This is a genomic window from Alcanivorax sp. HI0044, assembly GCF_001634945.1.
This window is the reverse complement of the sequence record NZ_LWEZ01000128.1, coordinates 1-1586: the sequence shown is the minus strand read 5'-3', so window position 1 is coordinate 1586 and position 1586 is coordinate 1. Positions and strand designations below refer to the sequence as shown.

The 1586-nt window shown below is 56.2% G+C and carries 3 protein-coding genes and 1 pseudogene; 3 read left to right on the top strand and 1 reads right to left on the bottom strand.

The features are described from left to right. The 3 genes and pseudogenes from A3730_RS30845 to A3730_RS01590 all read left to right on the top strand — a co-directional run. Positions 1–267, top strand: a pseudogene (locus tag A3730_RS30845) (TetR/AcrR family transcriptional regulator); the annotation flags it as partial. 61 nt (positions 268–328) lie between these two features. Beyond that, a complete protein-coding gene (locus A3730_RS01595; RefSeq protein WP_063521215.1) occupies positions 329–802 on the top strand; it encodes an NYN domain-containing protein in 474 nt (157 codons plus the stop codon). A gap of 94 nt (positions 803–896) precedes the next feature. Beyond that, the gene (locus A3730_RS01590) at positions 897–1223 is read left to right on the top strand and encodes a hypothetical protein (protein WP_063521214.1); all 327 of its coding nucleotides are present in this window, start codon (positions 897–899) and stop codon (positions 1221–1223) included. Positions 1224–1244: 21 nt separating this feature from the next. Here the strand turns inward: A3730_RS01590 and A3730_RS30840 are convergent. Continuing rightward, positions 1245–1586, bottom strand: a 342-nt coding sequence (locus A3730_RS30840; RefSeq protein WP_063537329.1) for a DUF6164 family protein, incomplete at its 5' end; no start/stop codon positions are given.

The following is a 1586-nucleotide window of genomic DNA, read 5'->3' as shown; positions in this document are numbered from 1 at the left end:
GTGTTGGTTTTCCAGGTGCCTTACTTGCACCAGTTGCCGGCCACCCGGCAGTTGGAAATCGAATTACAGCAGGTCTTGATGGCAGGGCTGGATTATACGCGGGAGCAATATTCCCTGAATGCCCAGCAGCACACCTTGTACCTGATGACCACTTCCGTTGCCGGCACGCTGATGCACCTGGTGCTGGTGGCCCCGCCAGCCATGGACCCGGAAGGCATACTGGATGCGCTGGCAGAAAAAATGACAGCCTGGCTGATTGAGGGTTGAGGTTTTTATTGCCCAGTCTGTACACACTAATGATAAGTGATTGAGTGAAACCGGGAGCCCGATGAAAACAGTTTTAATACTGGTAGACGTGCAGAACGTGTACTACACAACACGGCAGGCGTTTAACCGCCGATTCGATTACAACAAGTTCTGGTCCACCGTGACGTCAGAGGGGCAGGTAGTGAAAGCCATCGCCTATGCCATCGACCGGGGCGATAAAAAGCAGCGTGAATTCCAGAACATCCTGCGTGCGATTGGTTTTGAGGTGAAACTGAAACCGTTTATTCAACGGTCCGATGGTTCTGCCAAAGGCGACTGGGATGTGGGTATCGCCATTGATGCGCTGGAATATGCTGCGGAGGTGGACTGCGTGGTGCTGGTGTCCGGTGATGGTGATTTCGATTTGCTGGTGGATAAGCTGCGCGTGGACAAGGGCAAGCACGTGGATGTCTATGGCGTCGCGCCACTGACCGCAGATTCATTGGCTCGCGCTGCCAGCCGGTTTATTCCGATAGAAGGCGAGCTTTTATTGTAAGGGCGTTCCTTTCTATCGGTGGCGGTGTAATGGTCGGTAGTGGTGTCTTCGCGCAATTTGCTACTCTGTGCAGCTAACCTGCCAGGAGCCCCCAATGTCAGAAGCCGCCCTTGAAGCCTTGTCCGATATGATCACCGAAGCGCATACGCGCATCCAGCAAGCTTACGAGCATATTAATCCGGTGGTCGGTGTGCGCCGCGGCATGCGCGATGTGGGCATTCCTGCCGATGCCATGACCATCGATTGCCTGCAGACCCGCGGGCGGATTCTGCTGATATTGCACGATGAGCAGCCCGGTGTGCTGCTTTACCAATTCGGAACCATGGACGCGGATGCAGGCGATGATTTCCAACCGGTGAACTTGTCCGAGGTGAGCGCGGATACGCTATTCGTGTGGATGAAGGATTACTTTTCCGCCTGAATCAGCAGGTAAATACCGGGATTATTCGCCCAGCGTCAAAAAGGGCACCAGTGTCACCAATATCAATATTGTGACGGCGATCAGCACGCCCAGCGCGCGCCCGGGTTGATCGCGCAAGCGGCCAGCCAGCGTTGGCACGGTGCCATCGCGCCGGGCTTCCTCAAACCGTTCCCTTTCCCGCCGGGTGCGTTGTTCCTGATAGCCTTCCATCAGTACCTTGGCGCGCTCGCGGTCCTGCGGGTTGGTGAGCCAGATGCCCCCGGAAGAAATCCCCCACAGGCTCGGCGTGGTTTCGTAGAACGGGATCTGCTGCTCATTCAACAGGGTGCGCACTTCCTCGGCTTCGTCGTCCGGAACCTGGCG

Coding starts and splice junctions, on each gene's coding strand:
- A3730_RS01595 (WP_063521215.1), top strand. CDS start 329: ATGAAAACAGTTTTAATACTGGTAGACGTGCAGAACGTGTACTACACA.
- A3730_RS01590 (WP_063521214.1), top strand. CDS start 897: ATGTCAGAAGCCGCCCTTGAAGCCTTGTCCGATATGATCACCGAAGCG.